This is a genomic window from Marivita sp. (assembly GCF_017643905.1).
Lineage (GTDB): Bacteria > Pseudomonadota > Alphaproteobacteria > Rhodobacterales > Rhodobacteraceae > Marivita.
The window spans coordinates 19,623-40,165 of record NZ_JAEPMO010000016.1 but is presented as its reverse complement, the minus strand read 5'-3'; the positions used below and the strand labels follow the sequence as shown (position 1 = coordinate 40,165).

20 protein-coding genes and 1 tRNA gene are annotated in these 20,543 nt (G+C 60.3%); 14 read left to right on the top strand and 7 right to left on the bottom strand.

Going from position 1 to position 20,543, the window contains the following annotated elements:
- Positions 1 to 188 precede the first annotated feature (188 nt).
- The 3 genes from JJ869_RS04210 (at position 189) to tig (ending at position 2,852) form a co-directional block, all read left to right on the top strand.
- Positions 189 to 272, top strand: a tRNA-Leu gene (locus JJ869_RS04210).
- Positions 273 to 450: 178 nt separating this feature from the next.
- On the top strand, positions 451 to 1,410 hold the full coding sequence (locus tag JJ869_RS04205; RefSeq protein WP_292264778.1) for a methyltransferase domain-containing protein: 960 nt from the start codon (positions 451 to 453) through the stop codon (positions 1,408 to 1,410).
- Between the two features lie 110 nt (positions 1,411 to 1,520).
- A complete protein-coding gene (tig, locus tag JJ869_RS04200) occupies positions 1,521 to 2,852 on the top strand; it encodes a trigger factor (protein WP_292264780.1) in 1,332 nt (443 codons plus the stop codon).
- Positions 2,853 to 3,012: 160 nt separating this feature from the next.
- Here the strand turns inward: tig and JJ869_RS04195 are convergent, their stop codons facing one another.
- A complete protein-coding gene (locus JJ869_RS04195) occupies positions 3,013 to 4,968 on the bottom strand; it encodes a bifunctional 2',3'-cyclic-nucleotide 2'-phosphodiesterase/3'-nucleotidase (RefSeq protein WP_292264776.1) in 1,956 nt (651 codons plus the stop codon).
- A gap of 121 nt (positions 4,969 to 5,089) precedes the next feature.
- On the bottom strand, positions 5,090 to 6,232 hold the full coding sequence (locus JJ869_RS04190; protein ID WP_292264775.1) for a mandelate racemase/muconate lactonizing enzyme family protein: 1,143 nt from the start codon (positions 6,230 to 6,232) through the stop codon (positions 5,090 to 5,092).
- A 194-nt stretch (positions 6,233 to 6,426) separates the two neighbouring features.
- Between JJ869_RS04190 and JJ869_RS04185 the strand changes: the two genes are divergently transcribed.
- On the top strand, positions 6,427 to 8,727 hold the full coding sequence (locus JJ869_RS04185) for an arginine/lysine/ornithine decarboxylase (protein ID WP_292264773.1): 2,301 nt from the start codon (positions 6,427 to 6,429) through the stop codon (positions 8,725 to 8,727).
- Between the two features lie 137 nt (positions 8,728 to 8,864).
- On the opposite strand, the gene rplI is transcribed toward JJ869_RS04185, so the two are convergent.
- The 3 genes from rplI to rpsF are packed head-to-tail and all read right to left on the bottom strand — an operon-like array spanning position 8,865 to position 10,161.
- Positions 8,865 to 9,485: a 50S ribosomal protein L9 gene (gene rplI, locus JJ869_RS04180; RefSeq protein ID WP_292264771.1), complete on the bottom strand. Its 621-nt coding sequence runs from the start codon at positions 9,483 to 9,485 to the stop codon at positions 8,865 to 8,867.
- A gap of 12 nt (positions 9,486 to 9,497) precedes the next feature.
- Positions 9,498 to 9,725: a 30S ribosomal protein S18 gene (gene rpsR / locus JJ869_RS04175; RefSeq protein WP_292264769.1), complete on the bottom strand. Its 228-nt coding sequence runs from the start codon at positions 9,723 to 9,725 to the stop codon at positions 9,498 to 9,500.
- Positions 9,726 to 9,750: 25 nt separating this feature from the next.
- Positions 9,751 to 10,161 (bottom strand): 30S ribosomal protein S6, encoded by a 411-nt coding sequence (gene rpsF / locus JJ869_RS04170; protein WP_292264767.1) that lies wholly within the window; start codon positions 10,159 to 10,161, stop codon positions 9,751 to 9,753.
- Between the two features lie 296 nt (positions 10,162 to 10,457).
- Between rpsF and JJ869_RS04165 the strand changes: the two genes are divergently transcribed.
- Together JJ869_RS04165 and JJ869_RS04160 are read left to right on the top strand one after the other, a co-directional pair.
- Positions 10,458 to 10,661: a hypothetical protein gene (locus JJ869_RS04165; RefSeq protein ID WP_292264765.1), complete on the top strand. Its 204-nt coding sequence runs from the start codon at positions 10,458 to 10,460 to the stop codon at positions 10,659 to 10,661.
- A gap of 101 nt (positions 10,662 to 10,762) precedes the next feature.
- Positions 10,763 to 11,347 (top strand): YceI family protein, encoded by a 585-nt coding sequence (locus JJ869_RS04160; RefSeq protein WP_292264764.1) that lies wholly within the window; start codon positions 10,763 to 10,765, stop codon positions 11,345 to 11,347.
- 75 nt (positions 11,348 to 11,422) lie between these two features.
- Here the strand turns inward: JJ869_RS04160 and JJ869_RS04155 are convergent, their stop codons facing one another.
- Entirely contained in the window at positions 11,423 to 12,640 is a 1,218-nt protein-coding gene (locus JJ869_RS04155; protein WP_292264763.1) for a cytochrome b/b6 domain-containing protein, read from the bottom strand.
- A 149-nt stretch (positions 12,641 to 12,789) separates the two neighbouring features.
- On the opposite strand from JJ869_RS04155, the gene fabD reads away from it, so the two are divergent.
- From fabD to JJ869_RS04140, 3 genes are all read left to right on the top strand, one after another.
- Positions 12,790 to 13,725 carry an ACP S-malonyltransferase gene (fabD, locus tag JJ869_RS04150; RefSeq protein WP_292264762.1) on the top strand — a complete coding sequence of 312 codons (936 nt, stop codon included), beginning with the start codon at positions 12,790 to 12,792 and terminating at the stop codon, positions 13,723 to 13,725.
- Positions 13,726 to 13,812: 87 nt separating this feature from the next.
- Complete coding sequence (fabG, locus tag JJ869_RS04145; RefSeq protein WP_292264760.1) at positions 13,813 to 14,550, top strand: 3-oxoacyl-ACP reductase FabG; 738 nt, start codon at positions 13,813 to 13,815, stop codon at positions 14,548 to 14,550.
- A gap of 269 nt (positions 14,551 to 14,819) precedes the next feature.
- Complete coding sequence (locus JJ869_RS04140; protein WP_085631956.1) at positions 14,820 to 15,053, top strand: acyl carrier protein; 234 nt, start codon at positions 14,820 to 14,822, stop codon at positions 15,051 to 15,053.
- Positions 15,054 to 15,094: 41 nt separating this feature from the next.
- Here the strand turns inward: JJ869_RS04140 and mazG are convergent, their stop codons facing one another.
- Positions 15,095 to 15,916 carry a nucleoside triphosphate pyrophosphohydrolase gene (mazG, locus tag JJ869_RS04135; RefSeq protein ID WP_292264757.1) on the bottom strand — a complete coding sequence of 274 codons (822 nt, stop codon included), beginning with the start codon at positions 15,914 to 15,916 and terminating at the stop codon, positions 15,095 to 15,097.
- A 63-nt stretch (positions 15,917 to 15,979) separates the two neighbouring features.
- Here mazG and JJ869_RS04130 point away from each other — a divergent pair, with 63 nt between their 5' ends.
- Genes JJ869_RS04130 through prmC form a run of 5 tightly spaced genes read left to right on the top strand, consistent with a single transcriptional unit; the run spans position 15,980 to position 20,479 of the window.
- On the top strand, positions 15,980 to 17,140 hold the full coding sequence (locus JJ869_RS04130; protein ID WP_292264755.1) for a M20 aminoacylase family protein: 1,161 nt from the start codon (positions 15,980 to 15,982) through the stop codon (positions 17,138 to 17,140).
- Between the two features lie 3 nt (positions 17,141 to 17,143).
- Positions 17,144 to 18,106 (top strand): agmatinase, encoded by a 963-nt coding sequence (gene speB, locus JJ869_RS04125; protein ID WP_292264753.1) that lies wholly within the window; start codon positions 17,144 to 17,146, stop codon positions 18,104 to 18,106.
- 57 nt (positions 18,107 to 18,163) lie between these two features.
- Positions 18,164 to 18,568: a DUF1499 domain-containing protein gene (locus tag JJ869_RS04120; protein ID WP_292264752.1), complete on the top strand. Its 405-nt coding sequence runs from the start codon at positions 18,164 to 18,166 to the stop codon at positions 18,566 to 18,568.
- 37 nt (positions 18,569 to 18,605) lie between these two features.
- Positions 18,606 to 19,652 (top strand): peptide chain release factor 1, encoded by a 1,047-nt coding sequence (gene prfA / locus JJ869_RS04115; RefSeq protein WP_292264750.1) that lies wholly within the window; start codon positions 18,606 to 18,608, stop codon positions 19,650 to 19,652.
- Positions 19,649 to 20,479 (top strand): peptide chain release factor N(5)-glutamine methyltransferase, encoded by an 831-nt coding sequence (gene prmC, locus JJ869_RS04110; protein WP_292264749.1) that lies wholly within the window; start codon positions 19,649 to 19,651, stop codon positions 20,477 to 20,479. Before prfA ends, prmC begins: the two co-directional genes overlap by 4 nt.
- Positions 20,480 to 20,543 lie beyond the last annotated feature (64 nt).

Sequence of the window (20,543 nt, the reverse complement as noted above, 5' to 3'; positions counted from 1 at the left end):
CGCAACAAGCTCACGCCGCTCTGAAGAGGTAAGAAAACCGGGACGGATCATGCCGTAACCTGAATCGCGACCTGCTTGCACGTCAACCCTTCAAATCTCGGGTCTTCAGTGACTCCGGGTATAACAGAATTTTCGTATGAAAATTCTGCTCGCATCAGCCCGAGAGCTTTGCTACTCACCGGCGCAATGCGGGTGTGGCGGAATTGGTAGACGCACCAGATTTAGGTTCTGGCGCCTTTGGCGTGGGGGTTCGAGTCCCTTCACCCGCACCATCGACATCCATCTCGCCATCTGTCCAGTCGCGCCATCCTGCCGAATAGCGATCCCCGTTGACAGACCGCTCTTCGTCACGCTATCGCACCGTCCGGCACCGGATTTCAGGTGCAGCGTGTCGCCCGTCGCGTGGCCTGTTCCCGCAGGCAAATGAGCGGGCTTCTTGGACAGATGAAAATGGTGGGAAAGCTGTTTGCCTCCGGTGATCTGCATGCCGACCGGCGTGCTGAATTTTCCGAGACCTTGGCAGATCACGGGGATCTCGATGGAGCGGTGGACGTCTTGCAAGGCGCACTTGATCTTGTTCCGTCATGGGCCGCCGGATGGTTCCGACTGGGCGAGTATCTGGAGCGTGCGGGCGATCCCAAAGGGGCTGCGCGCGCATGGGACCGTGCGGTCGAGCTTCAACCAGATGATCCGTTCGGCGCGGGGCTGCGCCGGGACTTGCTGCGCGATCAGCCGCTGAGCGACACCATGCCTCCGGCATTTGTCGAGATGCTTTTCGATCAGTATGCTCCCCGCTTCGAGGCATCTTTGCTGGACCACTTGGACTATCAGGGGCCGACGCTCATTTCAGAGGCATTGCAGGTCAGGTCCGGAGCGACCGTGCAACGGGCGCTTGATCTCGGGTGCGGCACAGGGTTGATCGGCCCTGTGTTGCGCCCGTATTGCGATCATCTGACCGGGATCGACCTGTCACAGGCGATGCTCGACGAGGCGCACGCCAAGGGTCGTTATGACACGCTCGAGAAGGCCGATATCCAGGAGTTGCCGATCCTGGCCGGGCAGTATGGTCTGATCGTGGCATCGGATGTGTTCAACTACCTCGGAGCCCTGGAGCGGATCATCGCTTGGTGCGCGGCCAGCCTGTCTGCTGACGGCACGCTCATCTTCACGGTCGAGCGGGCCAGGGACAGCGACATGACGCTGCGCGAAACCCGGCGTTTTGCCCATGGGCGGGAATATGTAACCGACCTTCTGCAGACAGCAGGATTCGGCGCGATCGAGATACGCGATGTGATCTTGCGCAAGGACCGTGGTATGGATGTGCACGGGTTTTGCGTTGCCGCGGGCGGACCAAACGCACGGGTGCGACGTCAGGGCGATGGCGAAGCGCAGCTTCCCGCAGACGCCTGACCGGGCGGCCACATTTCCTGCTTGCGGACTCTCGGTCGCCCCTCTAAGAGGCTGTGGATTTTGACCGCCGCGGACGCCTCCGCGGCCCCCATGCAATGGATAAGGACGACATGCAGGTCACCGAAACTCTCAATGAAGGCCTCAAGCGCAGCTATTCGATCACCGTCACGGCGGGCGAATTGGACGCAAAGGTGAATGAAAAGCTCAAGGAAGCGCAGCCCGAAATCGAAATGAAGGGCTTCCGCAAAGGCAAGGTGCCGATGCCGCTTCTGAAGAAGCAGTTTGGCCAGCGCCTTTTGGGCGAAGCCATGCAGGAAACCATCGACGGCGCGATGGCCAAGCACTTTGAAGACAGTGGCGACCGCCCGGCGCTCCAGCCCGAGGTCAAGATGACCAATGAGGACTGGAAAGAAGGCGACGATATCGAAGTCGCGATGTATTATGAAAAACTGCCGGAAATGCCCGAGGTCGATCTTACGTCGCTGAAGCTTGAGAAGTTGGTCGTCAAGGCCGGCGACGCGGAAGTGGACGAGGCGCTCAAGAACCTTGCCGAGACGGCACAGAACTTCAAGGATCGCAAGAAAGGCTCCAAGTCGAAAGAGGGCGATCAGGTTGTAATCGACTTCCTTGGCAAAGTGGATGGCGAAGCCTTTGACGGTGGTGCGGCCGAAGATTACCCGCTCGTCCTGGGCTCCGGTTCCTTCATTCCCGGTTTCGAAGACCAACTGGTCGGTGTGAAGGTCGGCGAAGAAAAGAACGTAGAGGTCAAGTTCCCGGACGAGTACGGTGCCGAAAATCTTGCCGGCAAGGACGCGGTGTTCGAATGCACCGTCAAAGCCGTCAAGGAACCTGTGGCCGCCGAGATCGACGACGAGCTGGCAAAGAAGTTCGGTGCAGAGGATCTGGCCGCCCTGAAGGCGCAGATCGCCGAGCGTCTGGAAGTCGAATACACGGGCGCCGCGCGTCAGGTGATGAAGCGTGCGTTGCTGGATCAGCTGGACGAGAAGGTGTCTGTCGACCTGCCGCCGTCGCTGGTTGATGCCGAAGCCAAGCAGATCGCGCATCAGCTTTGGCACGAAGAAAACCCGGATGTGCATGGCCACGATCACCCCGAGATCACGCCGACCGATGAGCACACCAAGCTGGCAGAACGCCGCGTCAAGCTGGGCCTCTTGCTGGCCGAACTGGGTCAAAAAGCCGAGGTCACCGTGACGGACGCGGAGATGACTCAAGCGATCATGGCCCAGGCACGTCAATACCCGGGTCAGGAACGTGCGTTCTTCGACTTCGTGCGCCAGAACCAGCAGATGCAGCAGCAGCTGCGTGCGCCCATCTTCGAGGACAAGGTTGTCGATCACGTGGCCGAACAGGCGACCGTGACCGAGAAACAAGTTTCGAAGGACGAGCTGGAAAAAGCCATCGAGGCGCTTGACGCCGAATAAGACCTTCGGGTTTTGAAATCCAAAGGCCGCCCGGTTGGGCGGCCTTTTCCGTTTGAGGATCGGATCGGCTTTGCCGCTCCGACCGGGGCGGGGGCTCTGCCCCCGTCCGCCAAAGGCGGACTCCCCCGAAGTATTTGTGAACCAGAGAAGCTGGCTTTCGTCAGAGCGTCATACGGAAGAGCGCAAAGCCATCCGCGTTTGTGCCGGCTTCTTCGAGTGTCATGCCGTCGAGAGAGCCTGCGTATTTCGCGCCGGCGGGGCCGGTCTCAAAAATCACGCTGGTGCCCGCCAACGGTGCAAAACGCCAGTTGAAATCGGCCTTGGGATCGATGGTGCCTTGCTCCACGATGTATCGGACAATCACGTCGCGGTTGGTATCCGGGCCTTCGAACACGATGGTGTCGCCGGTGCCGGGGAAGCTGCCGCCGCCGCCCGCGCGGTAATTGTTCGTAGCAATGATGAACTCTGCCGCCGGGTCGATCGGTGCGCCCTGATAGGTCAGGTTCACGATGCGGTTGGCGTCGGGGTTGATGACAGCGCCGTCGCGGTCGAATTTCGATGGCTGGCTGAGGTCGATCTGGTAGCTGACCCCGTCGATGACATCGAAATTGTAGCTGGGGAAGTTGGGGTTCAGGAGCGGCGCGTCGGTCGAACCGGGTTCCACCTGATTGAACATGCCCGCCGAGCGTTCCAGCCAGTCTTTCACCTGCGCCCCCGTCACCCGCACGGCGCGCACGGTGTTGGGGTAGAGGTAAAGATCGGCGACGTTCTTGATCGCCACATCGCCCACCGGCACGTCGGTGTAATACTCCGGCCCACCCCGACCGCCTGCCTTGAAGGGTGCGGCGGCGGACAGGATCGGCAGACCTTCATTCGGCGTGCCCTGCATCATCTGTGCGATGTACCAGGTTTGGGCGTTGGACACGATCTGGACAGACGGATCGTCGGCCACCAGCGCGAAATAGCTGTGCAGGGGCGCGGCTGTCTTTCCCACAGCGCGGCGGACATAGGCGAGCGTTTCCTCGTGGTCTTTTTGCGTGGCCTTAATCACCGGCTGATAATCCTGCACCAGTGCTGTGACGGACCGGTCCTCGTTGCGCTGCGAAATCGGTCGCGCTTCGGACTGGTGGTTGAGCACGCGCCACCTGTCGCCGTCACGTTCGAGCATCAGATCGACAAGGCCCATATGGCTGCCCCAGAACCCTGCCATGACGCCGGGTTTGCCCATGATCGTGCCTTTGGCGGTGTCGAGGCCGGGGAGGGTGTCATAGGTGGAGGAGGGGAAGACCAGATGCGAATGCCCGGTCAGGATCACGTCGATTCCATCCACACCTGCCAGCGGGATGGAGGCGTTCTCCATCATGTCCTCGGCCTCAGCCGCGCCGATGCCGGAATGCGACAGCGCGATCACGATGTCCGCACCCTGTTCGCGGATCTGCGGGACATAGGCGCGGGCGGCTTCGAGAATATCGCGGGCGGTGACGTTGCCTTCGAGGTGGCGGCGATCCCATGTCATGATCTGCGGCGGCACAAATCCGATGAGGCCGATGCGGATCGGGTGGGTGTTTCCGCCTCCGTCGGTGATCTCGCGGTCGAGGATCACATAGGGCGGCACCAGCGTGGTGTCTTCACGCGGCGTGGCGCCTGCGGTCTTGACCACGTTGGCCGAAACGACAGGGAAATCCGCGCCCGCCAGCGCTTTCATCAGAAAATCGAGGCCGTAGTTGAATTCGTGATTGCCCAGGGTGGAGCCGTCAAAGCCCAGCGTGTTCATCGCGGTGATGATCGGGTGCATGTCACCTTCTTTCATCCCGCGTTCATAGGCGATGTAATCGCCCATCGGGTTGCCCTGCAAGAAATCGCCATTGTCGAGCAGGATCGAATTCGTGGCCTCGGCCCGGATGTTCTGGATGATGGTGGCGACACGGCTCAGGCCCACTGTGTCGGTTGGGCGATCGCCGTAATAGTCATAGGGATGCACATGCACGTGCAGGTCCGTTGTTTCCATGATCCGCAGATGCGCCTGATTGGACATGGCGCGCACCGAAAACGGGTGCAGCGCGAGAAAGCCAGCCGTACTGGCCAGAAAACCTCGACGGTTCAGCGACAGAGCCATGATCGTGTCCCCCTGATCTGGATTGGTTCTGAGGACAGGTTAGGATGGAAAGCGCACAGCCGGGTAGCAGTTTCGTGGCAGTGGCATGAATTTGCCACCCGCGAAGGAAAGCTGACGTTTTTCAGATATGCAGATCGCGGGAATAGCTTGCGAATTGTGCAATCTCGTGGGGAAGGCTGGTGATCCCGAGACCGGGCGCATCGGACAAGGTGAGCGTGCCGCGATCTGCCGCTCCCCGCCATGGGTCGAACGCATCGCGTAAGGGGTTGGGGTTCACGTCCACTTCGAGCAGGCCATCGCCTCCCGCAGCGGCGAGCAGATGGGCCGACGCAATGAGGCCGATGCCGCCGCCGAGGAAGTGCGGGCAGTAGCGTAGTCCGGCGCTTCGGATCGCCTGTGCCACGGGCCAGCATCCGCTGAACCCGCCCCATTTGGCGATGTCGGGTTGCAAGACACCAAAGACGCCAGTGGCGATGGCATCGGCAAAACCACCGGTGCCGGTGATGTTTTCGCCTCCGGCCAGCGGCATCGGGCTTTGATCCGCCAGCGCCTGCCAATGGGTCAGGGGCGCATCTGCGGGCAGGGGCTCTTCCAGCCATCCCAAGGGCAGGTCGCGGCAGGAGGCCACGAAGCGTTCGGCCTCGGGAAGCGCCCAAGCCTGGTTGGCGTCAGCGCAGAGGATTTCGCCCGCCCTGAGTGTCGAGGTGAGTTGGGTCAACAGATCCGTGTCACGTGTCAGATCAAAGCCGACTTTGACCTTGAAGGCGGAAAAGCCGGCCTTTCGGCTTTCGGCGATTTGTCGTGCGGCTTGGGCAATGGCGATCCCGCTGGCGTAGCACGGGACGGTTTGTGCAGCTTCAGGGTTCAGAAACCGCGCCACCGAAACTCCTGCGCGGCGCGCCTCAAGGTCAGTCATGGCGGTGTCCAGACCCGCGATGACCTGACGGAACGGTCCCCATTCGCCGCATTGCAGGGCGCGGATATGGGTCTTGTCCGTAAGTTGCATGAAGAGGTCATGCGCGCTGTTGAACGACGTTCCCAGAAGCAGGTCAGCCATGTCCTCGACCACCAGCCGGGCACGATGTTCGGCCCCTGCGGCGGGCCAATTGGCGAAAATCTCGCCCCAGCCGAAGGCTCCGTCGCTGTCCTCAACCCGAACGAAGACGGCGGGACGGTTCTGCATGACGCCAAAGGACGTCGCCACTGGTGACGAAATCGGTACGCGGTATGCGGTGACGGTGATGCGGGAAAGGGTAATTGGCATTGGGTCAGCACAGCAGGAAGATGCCTCAAAGGCAAGCGCGCTGGCACAGAATTGCCGAAAGCAACTTGCGCTTGGACCGCGAAGACCGTCATATCAATCAGGCATGACCTCATGGTCTTTGACTCGGACGGGTGTCGAAAAAGCGCATCGCCAGGCAGACAGCACAGCCTGAACCTTCCTTACTGGAGCTCTCTATGAAATTCCGCTTTCCCATCGTCATCATTGACGAGGATTTCCGTTCAGACAACTCGTCCGGCCTGGGCATCCGTGCCATTGCCGGTGCCATCGAGAGCGAAGGCTTCGAGGTGCTGGGCACAACCAGCTACGGAGACCTATCGCAATTCGCACAGCAGCAATCCCGCGCAAGCGCCTTTGTGTTGTCCATCGATGACGAGGAATTCACACCCGGACCCGATCTTGATCCCGCCGTGTTGAACCTGCGGTCCTTTATCGAAGAAGTCCGTCGGAAAAACAACGAAGTGCCGATTTACATCTACGGTGAAACCAAGACGAGCCGCCATCTGCCCAACGACATCCTGCGCGAACTGCATGGGTTCATTCACACCTTTGAGGACACGCCGGAATTCGTGGCCCGCCACATCGTCCGTGACGCCAAGGCCTATATCGAAGGCATCCAGCCGCCGTTCTTCAAGGCGCTGCTCGATTATGCCGAAGATGGTTCTTACTCATGGCACTGTCCCGGACATTCTGGCGGAGTCGCCTTTCTGAAAAGCCCCATTGGGCAGATGTACCACCAGTTCTACGGCGAAAACATGCTGCGCGCCGATGTGTGCAACTCGGTCGAGGAACTGGGCCAACTGCTTGACCACAACGGCGCAATCGGCGCGTCCGAACGCAATGCGGCACGAATTTTCAACGCCGATCACTGCTTCTTCGTGACCAATGGGACGAGCACATCGAACAAGATGGTCTGGCACCATACCGTTGCCCCCGGCGATGTGGTGGTCGTTGACCGAAACTGCCACAAGTCCATCCTGCACAGCATCATCATGACCGGTGCCATCCCGGTTTTCATGAAGCCGACGCGCAACCACTACGGCATCATCGGGCCCATTCCGAAGGCCGAGTTTTCAATCGAGTCGATCAAGGAGAAGATCCGCTCAAACCCGCTCTTGGCGCATGTGGATGCGGATACCGTCAAGCCACGGATCATCACCCTGACGCAATCAACCTATGACGGTGTTCTGTACAACACCGAGACGATCAAGGACATGCTCGACGGCTATGTCGAAAACCTGCATTTCGACGAGGCGTGGTTGCCGCATGCGGCTTTTCATCCGTTTTATGGGACCTTCCACGCCATGGGGCGCAATCGCGAGCGCCCGAGCCATTCGGTGACCTATTCAACCCAGTCCATTCACAAGCTTCTGGCGGGGATTTCGCAGGCAAGCCATGTCTTGGTGCAGGACAGCAAGAATACCAAACTGGACCGGCACCTGTTCAACGAGGCGTATTTGATGCACACCTCGACCAGCCCGCAATACAGCATCATCGCCAGTTGCGACGTCGCGGCAGCGATGATGGAGCCTCCGGGCGGGCGCGCTTTGGTCGAAGAAAGCCTGCTCGAGTCGCTCGATTTCCGGCGCGCGATGCGAAAGGTGGATGAAGAATACGGCAACGACTGGTGGTTCCAGGTTTGGGGACCGGAAGAGTTGGACGAAGAAGGCATCGACAGTCCAACCAACTGGGTGCTGAAAAAGACCGATGCCGAAGGAGTGCAGCCGTCGGACGGCGAAGAGTCCTGGCATGCCTTCGGCGACATGGCCCCCGGCTTCAACATGCTGGACCCGATCAAGGCCACAGTCATCACGCCGGGGATGAACCTGGATGGGAAGTTCGACTTTTCCGGCATCCCGGCGTCCATCGTGACAAAGTATCTGGCGGAACATGGCGTCGTTGTTGAGAAAACCGGTCTCTACAGCTTTTTCATCATGTTCACGATCGGCATCACCAAGGGCCGCTGGAATTCGCTTTTAACCGCGTTGCAGCAATTCAAGGACGACTATGACAAGAACGTCCCGATGTGGCGTTGCATGCCGAAATTCTGCGCCAAACAACCGCGTTATGAACAGATGGGTCTGGGCGACATGTGCCAACACGTCCATTCGCTCTATGCCAAATCCGACGTGGCTGTTCTGTCGACGGACATGTATCTTAGCGATCTTGTACCCGCGATGAAGCCAACAGATGCGTTTTCGCACATTGCTGCGCGCACGACCGAACGCGTGCCGATTGATGATCTTGAAGGACGTATCACAACAAGCCTTGTGACACCGTACCCGCCGGGCATTCCGCTTTTGATCCCAGGTGAGGTGTTCAACAAGAAGATCGTCGAATATCTCAAATTCAACAGAACCTTCGCGCGCGAATGTCCGGGGTTCGAGATCGACATTCATGGGCTGGTGCAAGAGGTGGACGAGAACAATCAGGTTCAGTATTTCGCCGATTGTGTTGCCATCAGCAGGGAGGCTTAGCCTCCTCGTGGTCGGCGATGAGCAAGGGTGAGGTCTGTCGCGTCCTTAATTTTCGACAGACAGCCAGCGCTCAGATGACCCAACAAAAAAGCCCCGCCAGACTGGCGGGGCTTTTTAATTCTTGCTCGAAGTAAAGTTCAGTCTTCCGACTTGGCTTCGTCCTGGGACGACGCGGAAGGTGCCAGATCATCGTCATCGGATGCCGCAGCGCCGATATCATCGAACAGTTCGGCGATTTCGAATTCTGCCTGTGCTTCTTCCTCGGCGGCCAGTTCCTGAATGGACTTGCCGGAGGCCTGAAGCTCTGCTTCTTCGGGCGAACGTGCAACGTTCAGGCTGATGGTTACCATCACCTCGGGGTGCAGGTGGACTTCAACCTCGTGCAGACCAAGAACCTTGATCGGCTTGCGGATGATGACCTGCTTGCGGTCGAGCGTGTAGCCTTCTTCGGTTGCCACTTCAGCCGCGTCGCGGGTTGTGACGGAGCCATAAAGGTTGCCGCCATCGGATGCCTGACGAATCACGACGAACTGCTGGCCGCCAAGACGGTCGGCCATTGCTTCGGCCTCTTTCTTGGTTTCCAGGTTCTGTGCTTCGAGCTGCGCTTTCTGGTTTTCGAACGACGCGATGTTCTCTTTCGAGGCGGTCAGCGCCTTGCCCTGCAGCAGCAGGTAGTTGCGCGCAAAACCGGGCTTTACGTCAACGACGTCGCCCATCTGGCCAAGCTTGGCCACGCGTTCCAGAAGGATAACTTGCATGTCAGTCTCTCCTTACTTCACTGCGTAGGGCAGGAGGGCGAGGAAGCGGGCGCGCTTGATTGCACGGGCCAGCTCACGCTGTTTCTTTGCAGACACGGCTGTGATGCGCGACGGCACGATCTTGCCACGCTCAGAGATGTAGCGCTGCAGCAGCTTGGTGTCTTTATAGTCGATCTTGGGTGCGCCATCTCCCGAGAAGGGGCACACCTTACGACGGCGGAAAAATGGTTTCGTAGCCATGGATTAGCGTCCTTTCTTCAGGCGATCAGTTGCGACGTTCGCGGCGTTCGCCACGATCACCACGGTCGCCACGATCTCCGCGGTCGCCACGGTCTCCGCGATCACCACGGTCGTCACGCTTTTGCATCTGGACCGACGGACCTTCTTCATGCGCGTCCACCTTGATGGTGAGGATACGCATCACGTCGTCATGCAGACGCATCAGGCGCTCCATTTCCTGCACGGCTTCCGACGGTGCGTCGGTGCGCAGGAAGGCGTAATGGCCTTTGCGGTTCTTGTTGATCTTGTAGGCCATCGTTTTGACGCCCCAGTATTCGTGATCAACCAGCTTGCCGCCGTTGTCCGAAAGAACTGTACCGAAATGTTCGATGAGGCCTTCAGCCTGCGCGTTGGACAAATCCTGACGCGAGATAAAAACATGCTCGTAAAGCGGCATGTGCACTCCGTTTCTGTTCTGGCGCATTTCAAAGGACAGGGACTGAACCCTTTCGCTCCTGCCCACGAGAGACTGCGCGGTAAAAATCGTCTTGCGAAAGGAGCGCTCCGTATACACGGATTGCGCGTGGGATCAAGTGGTCCTGCGCGGCTTTTGGCAAGGCGTCACAATCTCGCCCAGAACATGCCTTGGCACCGTCGCGCAGCGACCCTGAATTCGGCAGATTCTCTGAACATACTGTTTCCAGATGGTAAACGGTATGACGACCGGGTGTCAGCCGGTCGAGGAGAAGCAAAATGGTTCACTATGACGAAAATTATGTACACGGCCACGGTTCGGTCGGAAAGCTGATCCGCCGCGTCTGCGGTATCGCCTGTTTGATCGCCGTGCCCGGGATCTGGATCGCACTACAGGGCGCATTGCCAGAAGCCCGTTTGATGGGGCTTGGACTTTCCGTGATCGTGATGGGACTTGCCGGCCTGTGCCTGTTTGGCCGCTGACTGTTTATTCCGACACAGACCCTGTTGAATTTCAAAGAATTGAGACTGCGCGGCATCGCAGCAATTTGTCAGTCATCGTAACACATACACAGGACTGACCCATGAAAAAGACACTCCTCGCTGCCGCTTTGATGTCGCTGCCGTTCGCAGCTATGGCTGAACCGGAAGCATATAAACTGGACGCCAGCCACAGCCAAATTCTGTTTTCCTACAACCACCTCGGCTACTCCACGACCTGGGGCATGTTCTCTGGCTTCGAAGGCGACATCCAGTTCGATCAGGAAAATCCGGCCAATTCCTCTGTGACCGTTTCCTTCCCGGTGCGGTCGATGTTCACAGGCTGGGAAGGCCGTTTCGAGCATTTCATGTCCGCTGACTTCTTCGGCGCGGCAGAAGACGAGATGGTGACGTTCACCTCCACCGCGATCGAAGTGACCGGTGAGACCACCGCCAATATTACGGGCGATTTGACCCTGAACGGCATCACGAAGCCGGTGACCTTGGCCGCGACGCTGAACCAGGCAGGCGATCACCCGATGGAAGGTAAGCCGTGGGCCGGCTTCGATGCGACCGCCACGCTGGTGCGCAGCGACTTCGAACTGGGCATGTTCGCTCCCTTCGTCAGCGACGAGGTGAAGCTTCAAATTTCGCTCGAAGCGATGAAGGTCATGGAAACCGATTCCTGATCCGGGCCGAGCGTTGAATCAATAACCCCGGGCCTTCCGCCCGGGGTTTTTTGTTGTCCGGAGATGCGTCTGCTCTCAATTTGCGTTTGCACCGCCGCGCAGTGCGGTGAGGTTGACCGAAACACTGACAGCAAAACCAAGCTGACCGTCATCCGTCATCCCTGCGCCAATGTCGAAACTGCGACGGTCCAATTCGGTCGAACCTTCAACACGGGCGGTCTCGCCGTCCAAAGTCAGATCGAAGAGCAGAGACACCGGCTGTTCTACCCCGCGCAGGGTAAGGATACCCTCGGCCAGATAGCCCGTATCGCGCGCGATAAGGTCCGCCGTGAATCGCGCCGTCGGGAATTCGCTGCTGGCAAAATAATCCGGCCCCATCGCCTGTTGCGTGACGGACCCGAGCGTCAGCGAGGTGATCGCGATTTCAACATCTACCGACCCTGCAACACCGGAGGCGACGGTCTCGTCGAAGGTGATGTCGGCTGTCCAGTCAGCGAAACGGCCCGTTACCTCAGAACCCATCTGGCGCACGGTGATCCCCAGCGTACCGTCGGTCACCGTCCAATCGCTTTCGACCTGTTGCAGCGCAGGTACCTCGGCGGCGATGGCGGCGCCTTTCTGGTAGACACCGAGTACGCTTCCGACCCCAATCGCAGTGGCCCAGACGATCCCGGCAAGGACAGGGGGAAGAAGCTTGCGATGGGTCTGCGATTTCGGTGCCGACGTCACACGACGGCCCGGCAGCATGCGCGCCAAGGTGTCGTCCTTGTCGATCAGCGCATGTTTGATGGCGCCCGCGATGTGCAGGACCAGTGACAGGATCAGCACCCGTTCGAACACGATATGCAGACCCGCCGCAGTTTCCGACAGAGGCACGCTCTCTGGCACCAGCGGCAGATTTTGCCCGAAAGGCCACCAGATCGGCGCAAACCCCTCTGTTGCAGCGTGATGCACCCAGCCGGACAATGGCACCATCACCAATGAACCGTAAAGCAGCCAATGCACGATATCGGCCAGCAGCGTTTCGACCCTGCGGTCGGGGTGGAGCGGCGCGGGTTTCGGTTGGCTTATCGCCCAGAGAATACGGGCGAGGGCGATGAAAAACAGCGTCACCCCCACCGTCTTGTGCAGCGAGAACAGCCACGCCTTGTCGGCCAATTGCTCTGCCGTGTCATAGGGCATGTCATTGGCGATGATCCCCAGCGGGATCACCGCGGCGATACCCAACGCGGTCAGCCAGTGAAACGTTTTGGCGACAGCACCGTATTGAGCGGTGGAATTTGAGACAGACATTTGGGCCACTCCGGAGGGAAACGATGCTGTGAGAGCTACGTCAAAATGATCGCGGCGCAATCTTCACCAATGCACAGAAGGAGTGCAGCAGCGTTGCGTCGCTGGAGCACGGGCTGTAATGGCATGTCAAACAAGACAGGAGGGGTGCCGTGAGCCGAGCTTTTCTATTTCCGGGACAGGGGGCGCAAACCATTGGCATGGGCAAGGACCTGGCGGATGCCTATCCGACCGCCCGCGCCGTGTTTGAAGAAGTGGACGACGCGCTTGGGGAAAAGCTCAGCGCACTGATCTGGGAAGGTGACATCGAAACCCTGACCCTGACGGCAAATGCACAGCCTGCGCTGATGGCCACGTCGATTGCTGCGATGCGTGCATTGGAGGCCGAAGGGGTTGGCATAGATACTGGGTCTTTTGTCGCCGGTCATTCGCTCGGGGAATACTCGGCCCTGACTGCCGCAGGTGCGCTGTCCGTCGCCGACGCAGCGCGTTTGTTGCGCGCCCGCGGGACAGCGATGCAAGATGCAGTCCCCGTCGGTGTGGGCGCAATGGCCGCGATCCTTGGTCTGGGTCTTGAGGATGTGCGCAAAGTGGCAGAAGCCGCCGCGCAAGGGGACGTCTGTGCTGCTGCAAACGACAACGATCCGGGGCAGGTCGTGGTCTCGGGCCATAAGGCGGCTGTCGAACGCGCCGTTGATCTCGCGAAAGAGGCGGGTGCGAAACGCGCCGTTCTGCTTCCTGTCAGCGCCCCGTTCCACTGTGCACTGATGGCACCTGCAGCCGACGCGATGGCAGGCGTTCTTGGCAGCGTGACGATCAATGCGCCGCTGGTCCCGGTTGTGGCAAATGTGCGCGCCGAAGCGGTCAGCGACCCCGAAACCATCCGCGCGCTTCTGGTCGAACAGATCACAGGCGCCGTGCGCTGGCGCGAGTCCGTCAGCTGGATGGTGGCGCAGGGGGTCGACGACTTCTGGGAAATAGGAGCGGGCAAGGCGCTGATCGGGATGGTGCGGCGGATCGAGAAATCCGCGGCCACGCGCGCCGTCGGCTCCACGGCTGACGTTCAGGCTGCAACACAAGCGGGCTGATCCGCCAGATTTTTTGTGCCTGCGTCCCGAATCTTCGCAGAAGATTCGTCGCGCGCGAGGTTAATATGAGATGAAAGGGACCATGACATGTTCGATCTGACAGGCAAAACCGCGCTGATCACTGGCGCGTCGGGCGGCATCGGTGGCGAAATCGCCCGCGCGCTGCACGCAGCAGGGGCCACCGTCGGTTTGTCCGGCACCCGCACTGAACCGCTCGAGGCGCTGGCGGCTGATCTTGGCGACCGCACGCATGTGCTGCCCTGCAATCTGAGCGATCCCGAAGCGGTCGCAGCCCTGCCGAAACAGGCAGCAGATGCGATGGGCAGCGTCGACATTCTCGTCAACAACGCAGGCATCACCCGTGACAACCTGTTCATGCGCATGTCGGATGACGAATGGCAGTCGGTCATTGACGTGAACCTGACAGCCACTTTCAAGCTCTGCAAAGGCGTGCTGCGCGGCATGATGAAGGCGCGTTGGGGCCGCATCGTGAACATCTCGTCTGTCGTGGGGGCCACCGGCAATCCGGGGCAGGGCAACTATGCTGCGGCCAAGGCAGGTATGGTGGGGATGTCGAAGTCGCTGGCCTATGAAGTCGCCTCGCGCGGCATCACTGTGAACGTCGTCGCGCCCGGCTTTATTGCCACCGCGATGACCGACAAACTGACCGATGACCAGAAATCCGCCATCCTGACACAGATTCCCTCGGGCCGTATGGGTACCCCGGAAGAGATCGCCGCAGCCGTTCTTTATCTCGCCAGCCCCGAGGCGGGATATGTCACGGGAACCACTCTGCACGTGAATGGTGGCATGGCAATGCTCTGATTTCACAGGGGAAACATGCATTGTGCAAGTGCAGAAATCCCTGAAAATGCATGGATTTCTTCGCGTGGGCGATTGCATTGAAAGCGTTTGCCATCGCGATTCCATGTGCTATAGCGGCGCAGGTTTTGGACCAACCCCGTGACTTTCGGGGGAAGTTTGTCTTCGGCGCTCGACCGGGACACAAACCACCGCCCGCAAGGGCATGATCAATTCCGCCCGGGCGCGGGCTAACCCGGCCACCGCGCCGACGAAACTGTGAGGAAGAAAACATGAGCGACGTCGCAGATCGCGTTAAGAAAATTGTTGTCGAGCACCTTGGTGTCGAAGAGGACAAAGTCGTTGAGAACGCGTCGTTCATCGACGATCTCGGCGCTGACAGCCTCGACACCGTCGAGCTGGTGATGGCTTTCGAAGAAGAGTTCGGCATCGAGATCCCGGACGACGCAGCCGAGACCATCCAGACCTTCGGCGACGCGGTGAAGTTCATCAACGAAGCGCAGTAAGCGTCTGAACTTTCGGATTTTTTGGAAAACGCGCTCTGCGATCAGGGCGCGTTTTTCTTTTTCACCTTCTCATCCGCCTTTGCCGCATCCCACAGCGCGTCCATCTCGGCCAGATCGCTGTCCTTTGGCGTCCGCCCGTCTGCGGCCAGCGCCGCCTCAATACTTTCGAACCGGCGGGTGAACTTGGCATTGGTTGCCCGCAGGGCGGCTTCGGGGTCCAGTCCCATGTGGCGGCCCAGATTGACCATCACGAAAAGCAGATCGCCGAATTCCTCGAACCGTTCATCCGCGTTCTGCACCTCGCGCAATTCCTGCGCCTCCTCGACGATCTTGTCCAGGACCTCGTCCGTGGACGGCCAGTCGAACCCGACCCGCGCCGCGCGGTTCTGCAGCTTCAACGCCCGCGTCAGGGCAGGTAGACCCTTGGCGACACCGTCGAGCACGCCGGTCTCCTTCTTGCCCGCGCGTTCCGCCGCTTTGATCTTTTCCCAGTCCTGCACCTGCTGCTCGGCCGATTTGTCCCGGCTCTCGTCGCCGAAGACATGCGGATGCCGCGCCACCATCTTGTCCGAAATCGCGTTGGCCACGTCGTTAAAGCTGAACATGCCGGCCTCTTCGGCCATCTGGGTGTGATAGACCGACTGGAGCAGCAGATCGCCCAATTCGCCCTTCAACTCGTCCCAAGCCTCACGCTCGATCGCATCGGCCACTTCGTAGGCTTCCTCGATGGTGTAGGGGGCGATTGACGCGAAATCCTGTTCGATGTCCCAAGGGCAGCCCGTCTCGGGGTCGCGCAGGCGGCGCATGATCTCAAGCAACCGGGGCATCCCGCCCTTTGGGTCATGGATCAGATCGTCACTCATTGCGGCCCCCGTGAAATGCTGCTCTGATGCAGGGATGCGGCATCAGCGCGAGGGAGTCCACCCATGGCCATCATCAACCGGATCGGGGATTACGCCGAGGACATGAAGACATGGCGGCGGCATCTGCACATGCACCCCGAGCTGAGCCTTGATTGCCACGAAACAGCGGCCTTCGTTGTTGAACGGCTCCGGGACTTCGGGGTGGACGAAATCCACGAGGGCATCGCGCAGTCCGGTGTCGTGGCGCTGATCCACGGGCAGGGCGACGGCCCCGTTACCGGTCTCCGCGCCGATATGGATGCGCTGCCGATCGAGGAAACGACCGGTGCGGACTGGACGTCGACCATCCCCGGCAAGATGCACGCCTGCGGCCATGACGGGCATACGACGATGCTGCTGGGTGCGGCCCGGTATCTGGCCGAGACCCGCAGGTTCAAAGGCAGCGTCGCGCTGATCTTCCAGCCGGCCGAGGAAACCGTGGGTGGTGCCCGCATCATGGTCGAGGAAGGCATCATGGAGCGCTTCGGCATCGAAGAGGTGTATGCGCTGCACACCGACCCTTTTGCCGAGGAAGGCCAGTTGCGCACCACGCCCGGCCCGATCATGGCAGCAGTGGATGACTTCCACATCACCGTGCGCGGTGTCGGGGGTCATGGAGCCTATCCGTCCGCTTGCAAAGACCCCATGCCCTGCGCCTTGGCCATCGGGCAGGCCTTGCAGACCATCGTGTCGCGCAATGCCGACCCGCTCTTGCCGCTTGTGGTCTCGTTGACGATGATCTCGGGCGGGACCGCGACCAACATCATCCCCGAAACCATAAGCATGTCCGGCACCGTCCGCAGCTTTGACCCCGATCTGCGCGACATGGTGGAACGGCGCATCACCGAGATTGCTGAAGGGCAGGCCGCCAGCTACGGCGTTGCGGTCGAGGTGGACTATGTCCGCAACTACCCCGCAACGGTCAATCACGCGGCGCAGGCTGAATTCGCCGGGCGCATCGCCGAAGAGGTCGTTGGCGCATCGAAGACGGTCACCGACCTGCGCCCGGAAATGGGGGCCGAGGACTTTTCCTACATGCTCGAAGCACGACCCGGCGCGTTCCTGTTTCTGGGGCAAGGGATTGGCCCGTCCTGCCATCACCCGGCCTTCGATTTCAACGATGAGGTGGCGACCATCGGCGCGTCCTTCTTTGCCCGTCTGATCGAAACCCGGCACGGAGTGTGACCCATGGCGCTTGAAGACGCGAAAACCCAGATCGACCACGCCTTCACCCGCGACGACCTGAAAGGCGCCAGTTTTGAGAACGCTTTCGCCGGGGCCACGTCCTTCCTGCGGCGGCGCTACACCAAGGACCTGACCGATGTGGACATCGCTATAACCGGCGTGCCGTTTGACCAGGCAGTGACCCACCGCACCGGCACCCGTTTCGGCCCCCGCGCCATCCGCGAGGCATCGAGCCTGCAGCCCTATGACAAACCCTATGGCTGGGATTACAACGTGCTCGAAGACTTCGCGATTGCCGATTACGGAGATCTGGCCTTCGACTATGCCAAAGTGTCCGAATTCCCCGACACGCTGAAAAATCACATCGCCGGAATTCTGGCGCAGGATACCGCGACGGTCACGCTGGGGGGCGATCACTCCATCACCCTGCCGATCCTCGAAGCCTATGCCGAGAAATACGGGCCCCTGAGCCTGTTGCAGTTCGACGCCCATACCGACACCTGGGCCGATGACGATATGGAACGGATCGACCACGGCACGTTCCTCTACAAGGCGGTCAAGCTGGGTCTGGTGGACCCGACGCGCTCGGTTCAGGTGGGCATCCGCACCGACAACCCCGACACGCTGGGCTTCAACATCATCGACGCGCGCGAGATGCACCGCATCGGACCCGAGGCCGTGGCGGAACGAATCTGCGAGATTCTCAAGGATTACCCGACCTACCTCACCTTCGACATCGACTGTCTCGACCCGGCCTTCGCCCCCGGCACCGGCACCCCCGTTTGGGGCGGCCCGTCCAGTGCGGACATCGCGGTCATCCTGCGGAATATCGCCGGGATCGAACTGATGGGCGGCGATGTGGTTGAAGTCAGCCCGCCTTTCGATACTACGGGGACCACGGCGATTGCGGGCGCCCATGTCGCGACAGAGATTCTGTCTTTGTGGGGGTGGACCCGCCGCGCCTGAAAGTACGTACCCGTGATCAAGGGGCAGGTGCCCCGTTGAGGCAAGGATAAGGACGTCGTGAAAGTGTTTTTCTGGACGCTGGTATTGATCGTTGTGGGGGGGCTGGCCTGGATTCGGCTCGCACCGTCCGATCCGGCGGTCTGGCATGTCGACCCAAAGGTGACGTCCGATCAGGATCTCGCAGGTGGCGTGCGGCGGCGCATCCCGGCGCAAGAGGGCACCTTTGCCCAACTCGACCGCATCATCCTCGCCACCCCCCGCACCGAGGTGCTGGCGGGTAGCGTGGAAGAGGGCAAGGTGACTTACATCACCCGCTCGCAATGGATGGGCTTTCCCGACTACACCACCGTGATGCAGAACGAGGACGTGCTGGAACTCTTCGGCCGTCTTCGCTTCGGCCAGTCCGACATGGGTGTAAACAAGGCCCGCGTGGATGGCTGGTTGGAGCGGCTGGGTCAATAACCCTTGACCACACCGCGTGGATGCCCGACAGAACCGCATGATCCCCGAAGACCGCCTGCACCAGATCCTGTCGCGTTTCGAATACCTTGAGGCCCAGATGGCCGAAGGGTCCGGCGACATTGCGGCCATCGGCAAGGAATATTCTGACCTGCGGCCCGTCGTCGAACAGATTACCGAGTGGAAACAGGTCCGTGCCGACATCGCCGAGGCCGAGGCGATGCTGTCCGATCCCGAAATGCGGGAACTGGCGCAGGATGAACTGCCCGCGCTCAAGGCGCGCCTGCCCGAGGTGGAGCGGGCGTTGCAACTGGCGCTGCTCCCGCGCGATAAGGCTGATGCGCGCCCGGCCATGCTCGAAATCCGTCCCGGTACAGGTGGCGAGGAGGCTGCGCTTTTTGCGGGTGACCTTCTTCGCATGTACCAGCGCTATTCCGAGGCGCGCGGTTGGAGGTTCGAGATCATCGAGGAACAATCGACCGAGATTGGCGGCATCAAGGAAGTGGTCGCCCATATCACCGGCGACAACGTTTTCGCCCGGCTGAAATACGAATCCGGCGTTCACCGCGTCCAGCGCGTGCCCGAGACCGAGTCGGGTGGTCGCATCCACACATCCGCCGCAACCGTGGCCGTTCTGCCCGAGGCCGAGGATGTGGACATCCAGATCAACGCAAACGACCTGCGCATCGACACGATGCGCAGTTCTGGCGCGGGTGGTCAGCACGTCAACACCACCGATTCGGCAGTGCGGATCACCCATATTCCCAGCGGGATCGTCGTCACCAGTTCCGAGAAGTCCCAGCACCGCAACCGCGAGATCGCGATGCAGGTCCTGCGCACCCGCCTGTTTGATATGGAACGGCAAAAAGTCGATGCGGTACGCTCTGCCGACCGCAAGTCACAGGTCGGCACCGGCGACCGCTCTGAACGCATCCGCACCTACAACTTCCCGCAGGGGCGTCTGACCGATCACCGGATCGGCCTGACGCTTTACAAGCTCGACGCGGTCATGGCTGGCGATCTGGACGAAATCATCGACGCGCTCACCGCGGATGCACAGGCCACTCTGTTGGCCGAGATGACGTGACCCACGACCCCAAGGACGCCTTGCAGGCCGCACTTCGTCAGCTTGAGGCGGCAGGCTCTCCAAGTGCCGCTCGCGACGCAAGCGCGCTTATGGATATCGTGCAGGGCGACGCCCCTCCGTGGACAGAGCTAAGCGATGACCAGGTGGCGCATTTACAACGCCTGATCGCGCGGCGCGCGCGGCGTGAACCGATCAGCCACATCTCTGGCAAACGCGCGTTCTGGATGCACGAGTTTGAAGTCACACCGGACGTGCTTGACCCGCGCCCCGATACCGAAACGCTTTTGGAAGTAGCGCTCAAACACAGGTTCGACACGGTGCTCGACCTTGGTACCGGATCAGGCTGCATCCTGCTGTCGCTTTTGCATGAACGCCCGGCTGCACTTGGGATTGGCACTGACCTATCTGAGGCAGCGCTGGCCGTCGCCAAACGCAACGCCGACAGGGTCGGGGTCGCGGATCGGGTTTCCTGGGCAGTGTCCGACTGGTTCTCTTCGGTGACCGGCACTTATGATCTCATCGTGTCAAACCCGCCCTATATCGCGCTTGATGAAATGGCAGGTCTTGCTCCCGAACTCGATTACGAGCCGCGCATGGCGCTCACAGACGAACAGGATGGTCTGTCCGCGTATCGCGCCATCACCCAAGATGCGATGCGTCACCTCAATCCTCAAGGCCGCCTGTTGGTCGAAATCGGACCAACCCAAGCTGCTGCTGTATCGGACTTGTTCGCTAGGGCTGGTTTGGTCGATTTGCACGTTCATCAAGACCTTGATGGGCGCGATCGGGTCGTTTCCGGCGCAAACCTGCCACGCACCGACCAATAAGCGCGAAAAACCGAACTCTTTGATGTAAATTCTGCTTGTAAGCTGGGGGAGGACGTGATTACTC